The organism is Kutzneria viridogrisea DSM 43870 (assembly GCF_000525635.1).
Classification (GTDB): domain Bacteria; phylum Actinomycetota; class Actinomycetes; order Mycobacteriales; family Pseudonocardiaceae; genus Kutzneria; species Kutzneria viridogrisea.
On record NZ_CP007155.1, the window covers coordinates 2,817,749 to 2,839,359 of the forward strand.

1 protein-coding gene is annotated in these 21,611 nt (G+C 66.9%); it reads left to right on the forward strand.

The annotated features are described in order from the left end of the window. The first annotated feature begins 702 nt into the window (after positions 1-702). Positions 703-21,609, forward strand: coding sequence for a non-ribosomal peptide synthetase (locus KALB_RS43845; RefSeq protein ID WP_081789315.1), 20,907 nt, complete (start codon positions 703-705; stop codon positions 21,607-21,609). Positions 21,610-21,611 lie beyond the last annotated feature (2 nt).

Here is a 21,611-nt window from a genome sequence, read left to right on the forward strand (position 1 = left end):
TGCGTGACGGTGCCCAAGCCCGTGATCGACCGCTATCGCCGCAATGCGTGCCCCCCGACCGCCAGCGCCACCTCTTCGCACCTAATCTCGCTCACCCTTGCACATGACGATGCCAACCTCAAGGGAAAGCGCCAGGCCACCGGCGCGGGTACTGACCCCGTTGGGCCACAGTGAACTCAGCGCACCGGGATGGGGTCGCACCGGCCTGGTCCACACCACCGCTGGACGAACCCCGCCACCGCAGGCATGATGGTGCACTGGACGAGGTCGGTGGGGGCGTTTGTCCAGGTAAGGGGGGGTTTGCGGTGATTTGTCTCGCTGGGGGTGCAAGCCGGTCGTCGGGGATGTCAGGCGCGCGGGGCTCCGTGCCGCCGACCTGCCGGGCACCTGGCCGCGCACGGACGCACGACCGTCCGACGACCGTGGCCAGCAACTGGCCTGGCCCCGCACGCGCAAGACAGGTCTGTGCGCAAGAACATTCCAGCATGCACTTCGCGCATGCCCGGCTGGTTGCGGATCCACACACCTGCTGACAGTGCCCACTGGGGTGCGCCCGGGAAACCGCCCAGGGCGCGGGTGATGTCGCGCCCAGTCGTGGCGAATTCACCGAAAAGTGCACTGGACGAACCAGCGCCGGGACGGTCATTGCCCGCGATGGCCTTCTCGGCTGCGGCAAACCAAGACATTTGAGGGGAAGACACCGTGGCTCGACCTGCCGGGCTCCACCTGCCTTTGTCGGTTCCGCAACGCGGCATCTGGTTCGCTCAGAAGTTGAACCCCGAACCCCAGGTGTTCACGATCGGCTCGTACGTCGACATTCGCGGTGCGGTGGACGTCGGCGCATTGCGTTCGGCCGTCCGGCGAGCAATGGGGGAAACCCAGTCGGTGCACAGCCGCTTCGCCGAGCGCGACGGCGAGCCGTACCAGGTCGTCCAGGCCGACGAGGACTTCCCGGTCCCGGTGACCGACCTGAGCGCCGGGGACGACCCGTTCGGCACCGCGCTGGAGCTGCTGCGCGCGGGCGTCACCGAGCCGTTCGACCTCACCGCGGGCAAGGTCTTCGTCACCGGCCTGCTCGTCCTGTCGGCCACCCGCGTGCTGTGGTACTACCGGAGCCACCACATCGGGGCGGATGGGTTCACCGGCCTGCTGCTGACCAAGCGGGCGGCGAGCATCTACACGGCGCTCACCGGCGGCGGCGACCCGGACGAGGGCGTGCTGCCGGACTTCCCGCTGCTGCTGGCGGAGGACCAGCAGTACCGGGATTCCCCGCAACTGGAGCGGGACCGGCAGTACTGGTCCGGGCTGCTGGGCGACCTGGCCAGTCCGGCCACCCTGTCCCGACGGCAACCGGCCAGGGCGCGCACCCCGATCTGGCACGCGGCCGACCTGCCTGCCAGCGACGCGGCCCGCCTGCAGGACATCAGCCGTGACATGGGTACGCGCTGGTCCACGGTCATCACCACGGCCGTCGCGGCGTACGTGGCCCGCATGTCGGGTGCCGGGGACGCCGTCGTGGAGCTGCCCGTCACCGGACGCGTTGGCAGGCAGGCCCGTTCGACCCCTGGCATGATGTCCAACGTCGTCCCGGTCCGCATCGGCATGCGTCCCGGCGACACGCTGGCCGAGCTGGTGCGCCGGACCTCCGCCGAGATGCGCGACGCGTTCCGGCACCAGCGCTACCGCTACGAGGAGATCCGCCGCGACCTGGGCATCGCCGCCAACGACGTGCGGCCCTTCGGCCCGATGGTCAACCTGATGCCCTTCGGGCAGAGCGTCCACTTCGGACAGTGTGAGGGCACGATCCACGGCGTGTCCAACGGTCCGGTCGACGACCTCGCCGTGGTTGCCTACGGCGAGCCGACCAGCGCGGGCCTGCGCCTGGACATCGGCTGGAACAGCGCGCTCTACGGCACTGACGAGATCACCGTGCACGAGGCGCGGTTCAGCGCGTTCCTGGCGTCCGTGCTCCAACTGGGCCCGGACACACCCGTCGGCCGGATCAGCCTGCTCGACGCCGCCGAGCGCAAGCAGGTCCTGGTGGCGTGGAACGACACCGCGCGGCCGGTACCGCAGAGCACCCTGCCCGAGCTGTTCCAGGAGCAGGTCGCGCGCACCCCGGCGGAGACCGCGCTGGTGTTCGAGGGCCGGGAGTACACCTACGCCGGTCTCAACGCGAGGGTCAACCGGCTGGCCCGCCACCTGGTCGCACTGGGGGTCGGCCCGGAGCGGCTGGTCGGCCTGCTGCTGCCGCGCTCGAGCGAGCTGGTGATCGCCACGTTGGCGGTGCTCAAGGCGGGCGGGGCGTACCTGCCGATCGATCCCGCCTACCCGGCCGAGCGGATCGGGTTCATGGTCAGCGACGCCGAGCCGGTTGTGGTGCTCGCGACCGCGGAGACCGCCGAGGTGGTACCGGACGCTGCCCGGGACCGCACCGTGTTCCTCGACGACCCGGCCACCGCGGCCGAGCTGGACGGCTACCGGCACAGCGATCCCACCGACACCGACCGGCTGTGCCGGCTGTTGCCGGAACACCCGGCGTACGTGATCTACACCTCGGGGTCGACCGGTCGGCCCAAGGGCGTCAGCCTGCCCGGCATCGCCCTGGTCAACCTGATGTCCTGGAACGCGCGCAACCTCCCGGTGGACCGCCCCGGGCTGCGCACCGCCCAGTTCGCGGCGTTGAGCTTCGACGCCGCCGCGCAGGAGATCCTTTCCTCCTTGCTGTTCGGCAAGACGCTGGTGGTCACCTCCAGCGAGACCCGGCTTGACCTGGACAAGCTGGTCGACTGGTTCGCCTCCCACGGGACCGCCGAGCTGTACGCGCCGAACCCGGTGCTGGAGGGGCTCGCCGAGGCGGCGCTGGCCCACGGCCAGCGGCTGCCTGACCTCACCGACGTCATGCAGGCCGGTGAAGCCCTTGGCCTGAGCCAGGTCGTGCGGAACTTCTACCAGCTGCGCCCGGGCCGTCGGCTGCACAACTACTACGGTCCGACCGAGACGCACGTGGTCACCGCGAGCACCCTGCCGGAGTCGGTCGCGGACTGGCCCGCCATCGCATCCATCGGCAAGCCGATCGACAACACCCAGGTCTACGTGCTGGACACCGGCCTGTGCCCGGTGCCACCGGGAGTGGTCGGCGAGCTGTACGTGGCGGGCGTGCAGGTGGCGCGCGGATACCTCAAGCGCCCGGCGCTGACCGCCTCGCGGTTCGTGGCCGACCCGTTCGGACCGGCCGGTACCCGCATGTATCGCACCGGGGACCTGGTCCGCTGGAACGCCAACGGTGAGCTGGAGTTCCTCGGTCGGGCCGATGACCAGGTGAAGATCCGCGGGTTCCGGATCGAACTCGGCGAGGTCGAGAGCGTGCTGGCCCGGCATCCCGCCGTGGGGCAGGTCGCGGTGGTGGCGCGGGACAACGGCGCCGCGGGCAAGCAGTTGGTCGCCTACGTCGTGCCCGCGGGCGGCAGCCTGGTCGACGTGTTCGCCCTGCGCGCGTTCACCGCTCAGAGCGTGCCGGACTACATGGTACCGGCCGGGTTCGTGGTGCTTGGTGAACTTCCGTTGACCGCCAACGGGAAACTGGACCGCAGGGCACTGCCTGCCCCGGAGTTCACCGGCGAGGAGTCCGGGCGCGAGCCGCAGACCCCGCAGGAGGAGCGCCTGTGCGGGCTGTTCGCCGAGGTGCTCGGTTTGGACCGGGTCGGCGTCGACGACAACTTCTTCGAGCTGGGCGGGCATTCGCTGCTGGCGACGCGCCTGCTGTCGCGGGTGCGTGTCGTGCTGGGCGCTGAACTGTCCATTTGGGACTTGTTCGAGTCGCCGACGGTTGCCGGGGTCGCCTCACGCCTGTCCGGTGGCGCCGCGGCCCAGCCACAACTGGTCGCGCGGCCCAGGCCCGATCTGGTGCCGCTGTCCTTCGCCCAGTCCCGTTTGTGGTTCCTGGATCGGCTGGAGCAGTTGGGCAGTGCCTACAACCTGCCGTTTGTGGTGCGGTTGAGTGGTGGGTTGGATGTGGCGGCGTTGGAGGCGGCGCTGGGTGATGTGGTGGCTCGGCATGAGGCTTTGCGTACGGTGGTTGTTGAGGTGGATGGTAGGCCGTATCAGCGTGTGGTGGAGGAGGTTGGGTTTTCGCTGTCGGTGACTCGGGTGACTGAGGCCGAGTTGCCGGTGTTGGTGGGTTCGGTGGTGCGTGCTGGGTTTGATCTGAGCCGGGATGTTCCGGTGCGGGTGCGGTTGTTCCAGGTGTCGGCTGATGAGTTCGTGTTGGTGTTGGTGGTGCATCACGTTGCGGGTGATGGGTGGTCGTTGACGCCGTTGGCGGCTGATGTGGGTCGGGCGTATCGAGCTCGACTGGGAGGCCGGGCACCGGGGTGGGTGCCGTTGCCGGTGCAGTACGCGGATTTCGCCGTGTGGCAGCGAGAACTGCTCGGTACTGAGGATGATCCGGGCAGCCTGCTGTCGGAGCAGTTGGGGTTTTGGCGTGAGGCGCTGGCGGGGTTGCCGGAACGCCTCGATCTGCCGGTGGACCGCCCGCGTCCTGCGGTGCGGAGTTATCGCGGTGACACGGTGTCGTTGTCGTTGGGCGCGGAGTTGCACAGTGGTGTGGTCGGGTTGGCGCGGGGTCAGCATGCGACGGTGTTCATGGTCGTGCAGGCCGCAGTCGCGGTGCTGTTGACCCGCCTGGGTGCCGGGACCGATATCCCGATCGGTACTCCGGTTGCTGGCCGCGTTGATCAGGCTCTTGATGAGTTGGTTGGGTTCTTCACGAATACGTTGGTGTTGCGGACTGATACTTCGGGTGATCCGGGGTTCGGGGAGTTGTTGGGTCGGGTGCGGGAGGCCGATCTGGCGGCGTATGGGCATCAGGATGTGCCGTTCGAGCGGTTGGTTGAGGTCCTGAACCCGGTGCGGTCGTTGTCGCATCACCCGTTGTTCCAGGTGATGATCGCTGCCGGGAATCCAGCAGACATCGGGGTGGATCTGCCCGGTGTGCGCGCTGCGGCTGAGCCCGTGCAGTTGGGTGCGGCGAAGTTCGACTTGACTTTCTACCTCACCGAGCTGCCGGATGCTGGTGGGATCGATGTGGTGTTGGAGTTCGACACCGACATCTTTGATCGTGGCAGCGCTGAGTTGATGGTGGCGCGTCTGGCTCGCGTGCTGCGTTCGGTGGTTGCTGATCCTGGTGTGCGGGTTGGCCAGATCGACGTCTTGGATGCTGCCGAGCGGGAGCTGGTGGTGTCGGGCTGGAATGCGACGGCGCATGAGGTTGTGTCTGCGTCGTTGCCGGAGTTGGTTGAGGCGCAGGTTCGGAGCACACCGGATGCGGTGGCGGTGGTGTTCGAGGGTGAGCGGCTGACGTATGCGGAGTTGAATGCGCGGGCGAATCGGTGGGCGTGGTGGCTGGTCGAGCGTGGTGTGGGGCCGGGGTCTGTGGTCGGTGTTGTGCTGCCGCGTTCGGTGGAGTTGGTGGTGGCCGTTCTCGCGGTGCTCAAGGCCGGTGGTGCGTATTTGCCGGTGGACGTGGACTATCCGGTGGGTCGGATCGAGTTCATGCTTGCCGACGCTGGACCTCGGCTGGTGTTGGCTGTTGAGGAAACCTCGTGTTTGGTGCCCGCAGGTGTGGAGTGTGTGCTGTTGGAGGACGATCTCGTTGCCGGGTATCGCGATGATGATCCCGGTGTGGTGGTTGGGTCGGGTCATCCGGCGTATGTGTTGTATACGTCTGGGTCGACTGGTGTGCCTAAGGGTGTTGTGGTGGGGCATGGTGCGGTGGTGAATCGGTTGTTGTGGATGCAGGACCGGTTCGCTCTGGCACCAGGTGAGCGGGTGTTGCAGAAGACGTCGTGTGGGTTTGATGTGTCGGTGTGGGAGTTGCTGTGGCCGCTGCTGGTTGGCGGTGTGGTTGTGTTGGCACGGCCGGGTGGTCACCGTGACCCGGACTACCTCGCGGGGTTGATACGTGCCGAGCGGATATCGGTCGCCCATTTCGTACCGTCGATGTTGCGTGCATTCATCGCCCAGGTCGGTGGTGGTGGGTGTGCGGCGCTGCGGGTGGTGGTGTGCAGCGGTGAGGCCCTGCCCGCCGATCTGGTCGACCAGTGGGCGGCGGTGTCGGACGCGCCGGTATGGAATCTGTATGGTCCGACGGAGGCTGCGATCGACGTGACCGCAGCCGAATGCACGCCGGGTGCGGGTGTGGTGCCGATTGGTCGTCCGGTGTGGAACACCCAGGTGTACGTGCTGGACTCGGGCTTGCTCCCGGTGCCGCCTGGTGTGGCTGGTGAGTTGTACATCGCGGGCGCACAGTTGGCTCAGGGTTATCTCGGTCGTTCTGCTCTGACGGCGGAGCGGTTTGTGGCCAACCCGTTCGGTGTTGCGGGTGGGCGGATGTACCGGACCGGGGACCTGGTCCGGTGGGCCGCCGACGGTGAACTCGAGTTCGTGGGCCGGGCGGATGATCAGGTCAAGATCAGGGGTTATCGCGTCGAACTGGGCGAGATCGAATCGGTTCTGACTGGGTGTGCCGGTGTTGCCCAGGTTGTGATCGTGCTGCGGCGGGATGGCGTGGCCGATCAGCAGTTGGTGGCCTACTTGGTGCCTGCTGGCGGAGAACCGGTGGATGTGGCTGTGGTGCGGTCACATGCTGTTGGGTTGTTGCCGGAGTACATGGTGCCTGCGGCGTTCGTGGTGCTGGACGAGTTGCCGTTGACTGCGAACGGGAAGTTGGACCGTGCGGCACTGCCAGCCCCGGATTTCGGTGCTGGTGTCATGCCGTCGCGGGCTCCGCGTGACGCGCGTGAGGAAGTCCTGTGCGGGCTGTTCGCTGAAGTATTGGGGCTTGAGCTGGTTGGGGTTGAGGACAGTTTCTTCGCGCTGGGTGGGGACAGTATTTTGTCGATCCAGCTGGTGAGCCGAGCCCGGCAAGCTGGGCTGGGGTTCAGTCCGCGGGAGGTGTTCGAGCACAAGACTGTGGCTGGTCTGGCGGCGGTTGCCCGGATGCTGGACGCGGACGCCGAGCCAGTGGCCGATATCGGTACCGGTGATGTGGTGGCGTTGCCGGTGATGCACTGGCTGGCGGAGCTTGCCGGAGTTGGTGGTTCTGCGGATCGGTTCTGTCAGTGGGTGTTGTTGCAGGTTCCCGCTGATGTGACTGAGCAGAACCTGGTCGCGGGTGTGCGGGTTGTGGTTGATCACCATGACGCGTTGCGCATGATCGCTCATCGAGACGAGCGGGCGGGCTGGGTGCTGCGGGTCCCCGAGGTGGGTTCGGTGGATGTGGCAGGCCAGGTTCGGCGTGTGCGGCTCGTCGCGGGTGAGGACGTGGCCGTGGTTGCGGAGCGTGAGTTGCATGCGGCGCAGGGTCGGTTGTCGCCCGAGCGCGGTGTGCTGGTGGAGGTGGTGTGGCTGGATGCTGGCCCGGGGGTGTCGGGTCGGTTGTTGGTGGTGGTGCATCACTTGGCGGTCGACGGGGTGTCTTGGCGGGTGCTCTTGCCTGATCTGGCTGCTGCGGTGTCGGGCGATGTGTTGGCCCCGGTGGGGACGTCGTTGCGGCGTTGGGCGGGGTTGCTTGTTGAGCAGGCTCGGAGTCAGGTGCGGGTGGCGGAGTTGCCGGTGTGGAGCCGGATTCTCGGCGAGTCGAGCGCGTCGTTGGGTACGCGGGATCGGGCTGGTGAGGTCCGGTCGGTGGTGGTGGAGTTGCCGTCGTCGGTGACGGGTCCGTTGTTGGGTTCGGTTCCGGCGGCGTTTCATGCTGGTGTCGATGATGTGTTGTTGGCTGCCCTGGCGGTGGCGGTGGGTTCGTGGCGTGGGCAGCCTGGTCCGTTGGTGGTTGATGTTGAGGGCCATGGTCGTGCTGATGTTGGTGGCGGGGTTGATTTGTCGCGGACGGTGGGTTGGTTTACCAGTATCTACCCGGTGCGTCTGGATGCTGGTGTCGTGGACTTCGCCGAGGTCTGCGCGGGCGGTCCTGCGGCGGGTGAGGTCCTCAAGCGGGTGAAGGAGCAGGTCCGTGCTGTTCCCGGTGACGGGCTTGGCTTCGGTCTGCTCCGGTATCTCAACCCGGAGACCAGCGCGGTGCTGGCTGGGCTACCGCAACCAGAAATCCTCTTCAACTACCTGGGGCGAGTAGATGCCTCGGTGGCGCAGGATTGGTCCCTGGCAACGGAAACTGCCAGCATTGAACCTGCGGCGTCGGACTTCCCAGCCAGCCACGCACTATCGGTCAACGCAATCGTGCAAGACGGTGTGCTGCGGGCGACTTGGTCCTGGCCCGGAGAACTGTTCGGGGAACAGGAAGTCGATGAGCTCGCGCAGCGCTGGGTCGAAGTGCTCACCGGACTGGCAGTCCACGCCGAGAAGCCTGGCACCGGTGGGTTCACGCCTGCCGATCTGCCATTGGTTGAGTTGAGTCAACCTCAGATCGAAGCGCTGGAGCAGACCTGGCGGGGAATGGACGATGTCCTGCCGCTGTCCCCGTTGCAGGAGGGGCTGCTGTTCCACGCCCTCTACGACGAGCAGGGACCCGATGTCTACGTCGTGCAGTTCGCCGTTGACCTGCAAGGCAAGGTGAACTCCGATGCACTGCGCTCAGCCGCGCACACCTTGCTGCGGCGGCACGCCAACCTGCGCGCGGGATTCGCCTACGACGGCCTTGGTCGCGCAGTCCAGGTGGTGTTGCGTGAAGTGGACCTACCGTGGTCAGAACATGATCTGTCCGCATTGGATGAAGCGGAACTGGCGGCCGAGATTGAGCGGATCACCGTTGCCGACCGGGCGCGGCGATTCGACACCGGAAGCGCGCCGTTGCTCCGGTTCATGCTGCTGCGCCTCGCTGAAGACCGCTACCGGCTCGTGCTGACCAACCACCACATCGTGCTCGATGGCTGGTCGATTCCCTTGGTGGCAAGGGAGTTGTTCGCGCTCTACGTGACCGGTGGCGAGGACGTCGACCTGCCGCCGGTCGTGCCGTACCGCAACTACCTGGCCTGGGTGGCCGCGCAGGACGCTGAGGACGCTCGCAGGCACTGGCAGCAAGTGCTCGACGGGGTGGACGGACCGACGTTGATCGCGCCGCCGGACCCGGCGCGGGCGCCAGTCGTGCCCGACGAGATCACCGTTGCGGTTCCTGGTGATCTGGCCGGGCGGCTGGTGGATGTCGCGCGGGAGTGCGGAATCACGCTGAACACTCTGATGCAGGCCGCATGGGGCATTGTGGTGGGCCGGATGACCGGGCGCACCGACGTGGTGCTCGGCGTCACTGTGTCCGGCCGTCCCGCCGAACTCACCGGCGTGGAGTCCATGATCGGCCTGTTCATCACCACGCTGCCGGTGCGCCTGCGACTGGCGCCCGGGGATTGCCTGCGCGATCTGCTGACCGAGCTTCAAGAACAGCAGTTCGCACTCACCAGCTACCAGTACCTCGGGCTGACCGAGGTGTTGCAGCAGGCCGGTGGCGGCGAGCTGTTCGACACCAGCTTCGTGTTCGAGAACTACCCGGTCGGCCCGGCTGGCAGCGCCGAAGCACTCGGCCCGGACTTGCGGATCACCGGGTTCCACGGTCAGGACGCCGCGCACTATCCGATGAGCCTGGTGGTGCACCCGGATGACGACCTCAGCCTCCGCCTGATCTACCGGCCCGACCTCTTCGACGAACAAGCCGCGTACACGGTCATCGACCGGTTGCTGCGGGTACTGGACACTGCGGTTGCTGATCCTGGTGTGCGGGTTGGTCAGGTCGACGTGCTGGGTGCTGCCGAGCGGGAGCTGGTGGTCTCGGGCTGGAATGCGACGGCGCATGAGGTTGCGCCTGCGTCGCTGCCGGAGCTGGTTGAGGCGCAGGTTCGGCGCACACCGGATGCGGTGGCGGTGGTGTTCGAGGGTCAGCAGTTGAGTTATTCGGAGTTGAATGCGCGGGCGAATCGGTGGGCGTGGTGGCTGGTCGAGCGTGGTGTGGGGCCGGGGTGTGTAGTTGGTGTTGTGCTGCCGCGTTCGGTGGAGTTGGTGGTGGCCGTTCTTGCGGTGTTGAAGGCTGGTGGTGCGTATTTGCCGGTGGATGCTGACTACCCGGCGGGTCGGATCGAGTTCATGCTTGCCGACGCCGGGCCTCGGTTGGTGCTGGCTGTTGAGGATGCCTCGGGTTTGGTGCCCGCGGGTGTGGAGTGTGTGCTGCTGGATGACAGTGTCGTCGCCGGGTATCGCGACGAAGATCCCGGTGTGGTGGTCGGGTCGGGTCATCCGGCGTATGTGTTGTATACGTCTGGGTCGACTGGTGTGCCTAAGGGTGTTGTGGTGGGGCATGGTGCGGTGGTGAATCGGTTGTTGTGGATGCAGGAGCGGTTCGGGTTGGTGCTGGGTGAGCGGGTGTTGCAGAAGACGTCGTGTGGGTTTGATGTGTCGGTGTGGGAGTTGTTGTGGCCGTTGTTGGTGGGTGGTGTGGTGGTGTTGGCACGGCCGGGTGGTCATCGTGATCCGGAGTATCTGGCGGGGTTGATGCGGGCGGAGCGGGTGTCGGTCGTCCATTTCGTGCCGTCGATGTTGCGGGCGTTCCTCGCGCAGGTTGGTGGTGGTGGGGGTGTGGAGTTGCGGGTGGTGGTGTGCAGCGGCGAAGCGCTACCCGCCGATCTGGTGGACCAGTGGATGGCAGTGTCGGACGCGGCTCTGTGGAACTTGTACGGTCCGACCGAGGCCGCGATCGATGTCACCGCCGCCGAATGCGCACCGGGTGCGGGTGTGGTGCCGATCGGCCGTCCGGTGTGGAACACCCAGGTGTACGTGCTGGACTCGGGCTTGCTCCCGGTACCGCCGGGTGTCGCCGGGGAGCTGTACATCGCAGGTATGCAGCTAGCGCAGGGCTATCTGGGGCGTTCTGCGCTGACGGCGGAGCGGTTCGTTGCTGATCCGTTTGGTGTTGCGGGTGGGCGGATGTATCGGACCGGGGACCTGGCGCGGTGGACTGCCGACGGTGAGCTGGAGTTCGTGGGCCGGGCGGATGATCAGGTCAAGATCAGGGGCTACCGCGTCGAACTGGGCGAGATCGAATCGGTTCTGGCTGGGCATGCGGGTGTGGGGCAGGTTGCGGTTGCGGTGCGTGATGGTGTGTTGGTGGGGTATGTGGTGCCGGATGTGGTGGTGGCGGGTGGGGTGGTGCGGTGGGGTGAGTTGGAGCGTGCGGGTCGGGTTGTGGGTGTGCCGGTGCATGAGTTGTCGGGTGGGTTGGTGGTGGCGGGGCGGAATCGGTCGAATGTGGAGTATTTGTTTGATGAGATTTTTGTGCGGGGTGAGTATGCGCGTGGTGGGGTAGTGGTGGAGGAGGGTGCGTGTGTGGTGGATGTGGGTGGGCATGTGGGGATGTTCGGGTTGTTTGTGGGGCGGGTGCGGGGTGTGCGGGTGTTTGCGTGTGAGCCGATGCCGGAGTCGGCGGAGTTTTATCGGTTTAACGCGTATTTGCATGGTGTGGATGCGGTGGTGACCACTTGCGGTGTGTCGGACGCGCCGGGTCGGGCGGTGTTCACGTATTACCCGGAGATGTCGTTGTTGTCGGGGCGGTTTGCTGATGAGGGTGTGGAGGAGGCGATGTTGCGGCGGGTGATCGGCAACACCGCTGGTGGGGGTGGTGGGGATGAGGGTGTGTTGGGGGAGTTGCTGGCTCAGCGGTTGCGGGGTGAGCCGGTGGAGGTGGAGTTGCGGACGGTCTCGCAGGTGATTCGGGACTTCGGGCTTGAGGTTGTTGATCTGTTGAAGGTGGATGCGGAGAAGAGCGAGCTCGCGGTGCTGCGCGGGATCGAGGAGGAGCACTGGCCGTTGATCCGGCAGGTGGTGGCGGAGGTGCATGACGAGGACGGCCGGTTGGCCGTGGTGACTGGCATGTTGGAGGAGCGCGGGTTCAGTGTGGTGGTGGAGTTGCCCGAGGGTCTGGAGGGCACGGGCATGTTCCAGGTGTATGCCACCCGCCCCGGCCAGGTCGCCAGTGGTGTGCAGCAGTCTGTTCCCGTCCAGCGGTGGTTCACGCCGCAGCAGTTGACCGCCGACATCCAGGACCTGGCGGCGCAACGGCTTCCGGAGTACATGGTGCCCTCGGCACTGGTCGTACTCGATGCACTGCCCCTGACCGCCAACGGGAAGTTGGATCGTAAGGCGTTGCCTGCTCCGGATTTCGCTGATGTGGTTTCAGATCGCGAGCCGGGGAACGCACGTGAGGAGATCCTGGCCGCTCTGTTCGCCGAAGTGCTCGGCTTGGACCGGGTCGGCGTGGACGACAGCTTCTTCGCCCTCGGCGGCGACAGCATCGTCTCCATCCAGTTGGTGAGCAAGGCGCGCCGGGCCGGGCTGCGGATCACTCCGAGGCAGGTGTTCGAGCGGAAAACCGTTGCGGCGCTTGCTGAAGTGGTGGCCAGCGCGGACAACGAACTCGGTGCTGGCACCACAGAGCCGACCACCGGGGACTCGCCGCTGACCCCGATCATGCATGCCCTGTACGAACACGGCCGGAACCTCGACGGCATCAGCCAGTCGGTTTTCCTCGCCACCCCAAGGGAACTCGACCTGGCCCGGCTCGTCGAACTCGTGCAAACCCTGCTCGACCAGCACGACGCGCTCCGATCGCGCTTCACACGCGCCACCAAGCCCGGGGACACCAGCGCGTCCTGGCACATCCCGCCAGCCGGTGACGTCAAAGCAGATGACCTCGTTCACCGGGTCGACGTCTCCGACCTCGGCCCCGGCGAACGCGCCGCCAGCTACCGGCAGCGGGCGGCACAGGCCCGCGAGCTCCTCGACCCCAGTGCTGGCATCGTGCTGCAGGCGGTGTGGTTCGACGCGGGCCCGCACGAGCACGGCCGGTTACTGCTCGCCGTGCACCATCTCGTCGTGGACGGGGTTTCCTGGCGGATCCTGCTGACTGACCTGGCCGAAGCATGGCGCGACCTGTCGGCGGGCAACCCGGTGCAGCTGCAACCGTTGGGCACGCCGATCCGGCACTGGGCCCTGTCGCTGCGGAAATGGGCGGCCCAGCAGGAACACCGGCTGGCCGAGGTGGCCAGCGCCATTGGCACCGGCGACCGGCTGCTGACCAGCCGCGCGCTCGATCGCAGCAGCGACGTGGCCGCTACCGCGCGAACCATGACCGTGCAGCTGCCGGAAGGACAGACCGCGGCGTTGCTGACTTCGGCCCCCGCCGCGGTGCGCGGCTCGGTTTCCGACGTCCTGCTGACCGCGCTCGCCATCGCGGTCGACCGGTGGCGGCGGCGTACCGGGCGCTCCGCGGACGTGACCGTGCTGGTCGACGTCGAAGGCCACGGCCGCGATGGTTTCCCCGGCAGTGAAGCCGATCTGACTCGCACCGTGGGCTGGTTCACCAGTATCTACCCGGTACGGCTGGCAGCAGGCGATCCGCGCAACCCCTTGGCCGCGCTCAAGCAGGTCAAGGAAACCCTGCGGGCGGTGCCCGGTGGCGGCCTCAGCCACGGTGTCCTGCGCTACCTCAACGAGGATACCGCGAGCGTGCTCGCCGACCTCCCGCGAGCCCAGATCGGCTTCAACTACCTCGGACGCCTGCCCGCCTCCGACGGTGCCATCGGGGATTGGACCGCTGCGCCGGAAATGGAGTTCCTGACCGGTGGGGTGGACCCGGACATGCCACTCGCGCACGGTCTGGCGATCACCGTGGTCACCCGTGACCACCCGGGCGGCCCGCGCATGGACGCCACCTGGACCTGGGCGGGGCAACTCTGGCCGGAACCTGAAGTCGCCGTGCTGGCAGAGGAATGGCGCACGGCACTCGGCCAGCTGATCGAGGTTGCCCAGGGGACAGGCGGGTTCACGCCCTCGGACCTCCCGCTGGTTCAGCTCTCCCAGCAGGAGATCGAGCGGATCGAGGCCGGGTGGCCGCAGGTAGCGGATGTGCTGCCGCTGGCCCCGTTGCAAGAAGGCCTGCTGTTCCACGCGTTGTTCGACGAGCAGGACGTCGACGTCTACCTGGTGCAGTTCTGGGCCGATCTGGCCGGGGAACTCGATCTCGTGGCCCTGCGGTCAGCCGCGGCGGCGTTGCTGCGCAGGCACGTCAACCTCCGGGCCGGGTTCGCCGTGGACGGCTTGGACGAACCGGTCCAGGTGGTCGTACGGGAAGCCGCGTTGCCGTGGGCGGAGCACGATCTGTCCAGTTTGGACGATGCGGGGCGCGCGGCCGAACTCGACCGGCTGACCGAGCACGACCGGGTGCGGCGATTCGACCTGGCACAAGCACCGCTGACCAGGTTCACGCTGGTACGCCTTGGCGGCAACCGGTACCGGTTCATCATGACCAGCCACCACCTCGTGCTGGACGGGTGGTCGAATTCGTTGCTGGCCAAGGAGTTGTTCGCGCTCTACCGCGCGGGTGGCGACGAGTCCGTGCTGCCGAGGGTGACCCCGTACCGGGACTACCTGGCCTGGGTGGCCGAGCAGGACCGGGAGGAGGCGCGGCGGCACTGGCGGGAACTGCTCGCCGGTGTGGACGGGCCGACGCTGGTCGCCCCGCAGGACCAGCACCGGGCGTCAGCTGTACCCGATCAGCTCGCGATCAGCTTGCCCGCTGGCCTCCTCACGCGGCTGACCGCGCTCGCCAGGGCGCAGGAGATCACCCTGAACACCCTGCTCCAACTGGCGTGGGGCATTGTGCTCGGGCAGTTGACCGGGCGCACGGACGTGGTGTTCGGCGTCACCGTGTCCGGCCGTCCCGCCGAACTCGCCGGTGTCGAGTCGATGCTGGGCCTGTTCATCAACACCCTGCCGATCCGGTTGCGGCTGCGTCCCGGGACACCGGTCACCAGCCTGCTTAGCGACTTGCTGCGGCAGCAGGCCGAGATGACGGCCTGCCAGTACCTCGGCCTGACCGAGGTGCACCAGCTGGCCGGTGCCGGCGAGCTGTTCGACACCGATTTCGTGTTCGAGAACTACCCGATGCAGATCGGCGACGAGCCGGGCACCGGACTGGAGATCACCCAGCTGCGGGGACGCGATGCCGCGCACTACCCGCTCACTCTGGTCGCGATCCCCGGTACGCAACTGCTGCTCCGCCTGGACTACCGGCCCGACCTGTTCGACGAGCACTACGCCCGATCCGTCCTGGACCGGTTGGTGCGCGCGTTGCAGGCCGTCGCGGACGACCCGGGGCAGGCAGTCGACCGGATCGACGTGCTGGACCGGGCCGAACGGGACCGGTTGCTGACGACCTGGCAGGGCACCAGCCGGGCGGCCGCCCCGGGGACGTTGGCGGAGTTGTTCCAGGCGCGGGCGCAGTCGCGTGCCGAAGCGACCGCAGTGGTGTGTGCGGGCGAATCGCTGTCGTACCGCGAGCTGACCGAGCGGGTGAACCGGCTGGCGCGTCTGTTGCTCGCGCGCGGGGTGGGCCCGGAATGCCTGGTCGGGGTGGTGCTGCCGCGTTCGCTGGACGCGGTGGTGGCGATGCTCGCGGTGGTGCAGGCCGGTGCTGGATACGTGCCGATCGACCCCGGGTACCCCGCGGAGCGAATCCGGTTCGTGCTGGCGGATTCGCGGCCGGTGGTGGTGCTGACCGACACCCTGACGGCATCAGTGGTGCCGGCCGGGGTTCGCGTGCTGCTGCTGGACGATCCGGAAACCGGCGCGCTGCTGGCGGAATTGCCCTCCGGGGACATCGGAGTTGCCGAACGCGGCGCACTGGCGCCGGATCACGTGGCGTACGTGATCTACACCTCGGGTTCCACCGGCCTACCCAAGGGCGTTGCGGTGTCGCACGCCAGCGCGGTGGCGCTGTTCGACGCGGCGAATGAGATGTTCGAGTTCGGCGTCGACGACGTGTGGACGGTGTTCCACTCGTTCGCGTTCGACTTCTCGGTGTGGGAGCTGTGGGGACCGCTGCTCAGCGGCGGCCGGGCGGTGGTGGTGCCGTTCGAGGTGAGCCGGTCACCGCGGCAGATGTGGGATTTGCTGCGGGAGCAGGGCGTCACGGTGTTGAGCCAGACGCCGTCGGCGTTCGCCGGCCTGGTCGAGGCGATGGAGCAGCCGGGCGCGCTGGGATCGCGACTGCGCTATGTGGTGTTCGGTGGCGAGGAACTGCGCTTCGACCGGCTGGCCAGCTGGTTCGCCCAGTACGGCAGCGGCGGCCCGCGCCTGGTGAACATGTACGGACTGACCGAGGCCACCGTACATGTGACGCACCAGGTGGTCACCGGGACCGGTGACGGGCGCAGCGCGGTGGGGCGGGCATTGCCGAACCTGCGGACGTACGTCCTCGACGCGGCATTGCGTTTGGTGCCGCCAGGTGTGGTCGGCGAGCTCTACGTTGCTGGCGCGCAGTTGGCCCGGGGCTACCTCGGTCGTTCTGCGCTGACGGCCGAGCGGTTCGTTGCTGATCCGTTTGGTGTTGCGGGTGGGCGGATGTACCGGACCGGGGATCTGGTGCGGTGGTCCGCGGACGGTGAGCTGGAATTCGTGGGGCGTGCGGATGATCAGGTGAAGGTGCGTGGCTTCCGCATTGAGCTGGGTGAGATCGAGGCGGTGCTGAACCAGCAGCCGGGAGTCGGCCAGACTTCGGTTGTGCTCCGTGACGACGGTGTGGGTCAGCAGTTGGTGGCGTACGTCGTGCCCGCCACAGGGGTTGTGCTCGATGCCGATGTGCTGCGCAAGGCTGCTGCGGACTTCCTGCCCGGCTACATGGTTCCGGCGGCCTGCGTGATGCTCGACGTACTACCTCTGACTGCCAACGGGAAGTTGGATCGTAAGGCGTTGCCTGCTCCGGATTTCGGTGTTGGTGTTGGTGTGGTGTCGTCGCGGGGTCCGCGTGATGCGCGTGAGGAGATTTTGTGTCGGCTCTTCGCTGACGTGCTGGGGTTGCCTGCTGTGGGTATTGATGATGATTTCTTTGATTTGGGTGGGCATTCGTTGTTGGCGACGCGGTTGGTGTCGCGGGCGCGGGTGGTGTTGGGTGTGGAGTTGTCGATTCGGGATTTGTTCGAGTCGCCGACTGTGGCGGGGTTGATGGGTGTGGTGGGTCGTGCGGGTGGGGTGCGTGCGGCGTTGGTGGCGGGGGTGCGTCCGGAGTTGGTGCCGTTGTCGTTCGCGCAGCAGCGGTTGTGGTTCCTGGATCGGTTTGAGGGGCTGGGCGCGCGGTACAACGTGCCGTTTGTGGTGCGGTTGAGTGGTGGGTTGGATGCGGCGGCGTTGGAGGCGGCGCTGGGTGATGTGGTGGCTCGGCATGAGGCTTTGCGCACGGTGGTTGTTGAGGTGGATGGTAGGCCGTATCAGAGTGTGGTGGAGGAGGTTGGGTTTTCGCTGTCGGTGACTCGGGTGACTGAGGCTGAGTTGCCGGTGTTGGTGGGGTCGTTGGTGCGGGCTGGGTTTGATTTGAGCCGGGATGTGCCGGTGCGGGTGCGGTTGTTCCAGCTGGGGTCTGATCAGTTCGTGTTGGTGTTCGTGGTGCATCACATTGCGGGTGATGGCTGGTCGTTGACGCCGTTGGCGGCTGATGTGGGTCGGGCGTATCGAGCTCGACTGGCAGGCCAGGCGCCGGGGTGGGCGCCGTTGCCGGTGCAGTACGCGGATTTCGCGGTGTGGCAGCGGGAGTTGCTGGGTAGCGAGGATGACCCGGACAGTGTGGCGTCGGTGCAGTTGGAGTTCTGGCGTGGAGCGCTGGCGGGGTTGCCGGAACGCCTCGACCTGCCGGTGGACCGCCCGCGTCCGGTGGTGCGGAACTATCGCGGTGACACGGTGTCGTTGTCATTGGGTGCGGAGCTGCACAGTGGTGTGGTCGGGTTGGCGCGGGGTCAGCATGCGACGGTGTTCATGGTCGTGCAGGCCGCGGTCGCGGTGCTGCTGACCCGCCTGGGTGCGGGTACCGATATCCCGATCGGTACTCCGGTTGCTGGGCGCGTCGATCAAGCCCTCGATGAGTTGGTCGGGTTCTTCACGAATACGTTGGTGTTGCGCACCGACACCTCGGGTGATCCGGGGTTCGGCGAGTTGCTGGGTCGGGTGCGGGAAGCGGACCTGGCCGCGTATGCGCATCAGGATGTGCCGTTTGAGCGGTTGGTTGAGGTCCTGAATCCGGTGCGGTCGTTGTCGCATCACCCGTTGTTCCAGGTGATGGTGGCGTTTACTGGGCCGGAGCGGGTGGAGGTGGACCTGCCGGGGTTGGCGGTTGCGGCGGAGCCGGTGCAGTTGGGTGCGGCGAAGTTCGATCTGACGTTCTTCGTGACCGAGCGGCCGGACGCTGCTGGGATCGATCTGGTGTTGGAGTTCGACACTGACATCTTTGATCGTGGCAGCGCTGAGTTGATGGTGGCGCGTCTGGCTCGTGTGTTGGGGTCGGTGGTTGCTGATCCGGGTGTGCGGGTTGGTCAGGTCGACGTGCTGGGTGCTGCCGAGCGGGAGCTGGTGGTGTCGGGCTGGAACGCGACCGCACATGAGGTCGCGGCGGCGACGTTGCCGGAGTTGGTTGAGGCGCAGGTGCGGCGTACGCCGGATGCGGTGGCGGTGGTGTCGGAGGGGCAGCGGTTGACTTACGCGCAGCTCAATGCGCGCGCGAACCGGCTTGCTCACCACCTGATCGAACGCGGAGTCGGGCCGGAGCGATTGGTTGCCGTCGCGATTCCAGCCTCGGCCGAGCTGGTTGTCGCTTTGCTGGCGGTGCTCAAAGCTGGCGGTGCTTACGTACCCATCGACCCGGCATATCCGTTGGGGCGGATCGAGTTCATGCTCGCCGATGCGCGTCCGGTGGTTGTTCTGTCCACTATGGACGTAGTCGACGCCTTGCCCGGTGGTGTTGTGCCGGTGCTGGTGCTTGACAGCGAAAATGAGCTGGCCGGATATCGCGATGATGATCCTGTTGTTGGCACGCGGGCGGTTCCGGGTAATCCGGCGTATGTGATGTACACGTCTGGGTCGACGGGAACACCGAAGGGCGTCACGATCGAGCACCGGGCGCTGTGCCACTACCTCGCGTGGGCTCAGGATCGCTACCCGGGGCTGGCCGGTGCTTCGCTGGTGCATTCCTCCGTTGCGTTCGACCTGACTGTCACGGGCTTGTTCGGGCCCCTGATCATCGGTGGCCTTGTGCAGCTGACTTCGCTGGCAATGGCAGGGCACGACACTCCGGACTGGTTGGTGCAACCGACGTTCGTGAAGGCCACGCCCGCGCACGTGCCGCTGCTGACCGCGTTGTCCGACGGGTTCTCGCCGACCGGTGAGCTGGTGGTGGGTGGAGAGCAGCTGTTGGGCGAGGTGTTGCAGGAGTGGCGGCGTCGGCACCCGTCCGCGACGGTCATCAACGAATACGGGCTCACCGAAACAGCGGTCGGGTCAACGGAGTTGCGGCTCGAACCTGGGGATGTGACGCCGCCGGGCAACGTGCTGATCGGCCGTCCGGGCTGGAACACCCAGCTGTACGTGCTGGATTCGGGGCTGCTGCCGGTGCCGCCGGGTGTGGTCGGCGAGCTTTACATGGCCGGCATCCAGTTGGCGCGCGGGTACTTCGGTCGTGCTGCGCTGACGACGGAGCGGTTTGTGGCTGATCCGTTTGGTGCTGCGGGTGGGCGGATGTACCGGACCGGGGATCTGGCTCGGTGGACTGTGGACGGCGAGCTGGAGTTCTTGGGTCGTGCGGATGACCAGGTGAAGGTGCGTGGGTTCCGCATTGAGTTGGGTGAGGTCGAGGCAGTTCTGGCTGGGTGTGCCGGTGTCGGGCAGGTTGTGGTCGTGCTGCGGCGGGATGGCGTGGCTGACCAGCAGTTGGTGGCCTACTTGGTGCCTGCTGGCGGAGAACCGGTGGATGTGGCCGTGGTGCGGTCACATGCCGCAGGGCTGTTGCCGGAGTACATGGTTCCCGCGGCGTTCGTGGTGCTGGACGAGTTGCCCCTTACCGCGAACGGGAAGCTGGACCGTGCGGCACTGCCAGCCCCGGATTTCGGTGCTGGTGTCATGCCATCGCGGGGTCCGCGTGACGCGCGGGAAGAAGTCCTGTGCGGGCTGTTCGCTGAGGTGTTGGGGCTTGAGCTGGTTGGGGTTGAGGACAGTTTCTTCGCGCTGGGTGGGGACAGTATTTTGTCGATCCAGCTGGTGAGCCGAGCCCGGCAGGCCGGTTTGGGGTTCAGTCCGCGGGAGGTGTTCGAGCACAAGACCGTGGCCGGTCTGGCGGCGCTTGCCCGTGCTTTGGACGCGGATGCCGAGCCGGTGACCGACATCGGTACCGGTGATGTGCTGGCGTTGCCGGTGATGCACTGGCTGGCCGACCTTGCCGGTGTTGAGGGTTCTGCGGATCGGTTCTGCCAGTGGGTCTTGCTGCAGGTTCCCGCTGACTTGGCCGAGCAGGACCTGACCAGGGCTGTGCGGGCTGTGGTTGATCACCATGACGCGTTGCGCATGATCGCCCACCGGGATGAGCGGGCGGGTTGGGTGCTGCGGATCCCAGAGGAGGGGGCGCTGGATGTTGCAGGCCAGGTCCGGCGTGTGGAATTGGCCACCGTTGAGGACCTGGCCGCGGTTGCGGAGCGTGAGTTGCACGCGGCGCAGGATCGGTTGTCGCCCGAACGTGGTGTGCTGATGCAGGTGGTGTGGCTGGATGCTGGGCCGCAGGTGTCGGGTCGGTTGCTGGTTGTGGTGCATCACCTGGCGGTCGATGGGGTGTCCTGGCGGGTGCTGCTGCCTGACCTTGCCGCTGCGGTGTCGGGCGGGGTGTTGGCCTCGGTGGGGACGTCGGTGCGGCGTTGGGCGGGTCTGCTTGTTGAGCAGGCTCGGAGTCAGGCGCGGGTGGCGGAGTTGCCGGTGTGGACGAGGATTCTCGGCGAGTCGGGTACGTCGCTGGGGGCAGGAGATCGGGCTGGTGAGGTTCGGTCGGTGGTGGTGGAACTGTCGCCTGGGGTGACGGGGCCGTTGTTGGGTGCGGTTCCGGCGGCGTTCCATGCTGGCGTCGATGACGTGTTGTTGGCCGCCTTGGCGGTGGCAGTGGGTTCGTGGCGTGGGCAGCCTGGTCCGTTGGTTGTTGATGTTGAGGGCCACGGCCGTGCCGATGTTGGTGATGGGGTTGATTTGTCGCGGACGGTGGGTTGGTTCACCAGCATCTATCCGGTGCGCCTGGATGCTGGTGTCGTGGACTTCGCCGAGGTGTGCGCGGGTGGTCCCGCGGCGGGTGAGATCCTCAAGCGGGTGAAGGAGCAGGTCCGTGCTGTTCCCGGTGACGGGCTTGGCTTCGGTCTGCTGCGGTATCTCAATCCGGAGACCGGTGCGGTGCTGGCTGGGCTACCGCAACCAGAAATCCTCTTCAACTACCTGGGGCGGGCCGACGTGGTCGACTTCGGCGACTGGGCTCCGGCTCCCGAAGCCGTCGCCGTGGAACCTGCCGCGCCGGACCTCCCGGCCAGCCACGCCCTGATGATCAATGCCGCCGTGTACGGCGGAGTGCTGCGGGCGACGTGGTTGTGGCCCGCGGAACTGTTCACCGAAGACACGGTGCGCGAACTCGCTGACGCGTGGGCAGGCGTGCTGACCGGGCTGGTCAACCACGCCGAACACCCCGACGCGGGTGGTTACACCCCATCGGACATGCCGTTGGTGACCCTCACCCAGGAGGACATCGACGAGTTCGAAGACCGAGGTTGATC